Raw genomic sequence first — 605 nt, 5'->3', positions numbered from 1 at the left:
TGATCAGGAACAACATCTACCATGTCAATATCAATTCGTTCAAGCGCATCGGGGTGAACTGGAACCCGCTGATCCCCTCCGGGCCGGATGTACCGTATAACCCGGACCCGAAACCGTCCGGCCCCGAACCGGAAAACCCTGTCGACCCGAACGGGCCGCTCAGCTCGGACGACACCTATATGTCCGTCGATATCAAGGTGCTGATGTGGACGGTACATACCTATGACATAGACCTGTAATTAGCAAATGAATTTAATGTGCCAATGTGCCAATTAGTTAATGTGCCAATGGCGCGAAGCGACAAAAGCTAACAAGCTATCAGCTAATGGCTAACAGCTAAACCCAACCGGCAAATTAGCGAATGTGAATATTAGCACATCGGCACATTGGCACATTAACTAATTGGTATATTGGCATATCGGCACATTGATTTTTCATACACTAAACAAAGTCTACAACGTATGCATAAAACGAAGTCAAATCAAGGGTACGCAGGCAGGAAGAAAATAAGCTTCCTGCTGTTGGGGGCCTTTCTCCTGTCCGGTATAAGCGGTTGTGTTTATGAGCGGACGCAGGACTGCCCGCAGGGGATAGACCTCCGGCTG

The 605-nt window shown here is 48.8% G+C and carries 1 protein-coding gene; it reads left to right on the top strand.

The features are described 5' to 3' along the window. Nucleotides 1–239, top strand: a 239-nt coding sequence (locus tag IR083_RS17140; protein WP_194225233.1) for a fimbria major subunit, incomplete at its 5' end; no start/stop codon positions are given. Nucleotides 240–605 lie beyond the last annotated feature (366 nt).

The organism is Dysgonomonas sp. GY75, assembly GCF_015234155.1.
GTDB classification, from domain to species: domain Bacteria; phylum Bacteroidota; class Bacteroidia; order Bacteroidales; family Dysgonomonadaceae; genus Dysgonomonas; species Dysgonomonas gadei.
This window is presented reverse-complemented; position numbering and strand designations above follow the sequence as displayed.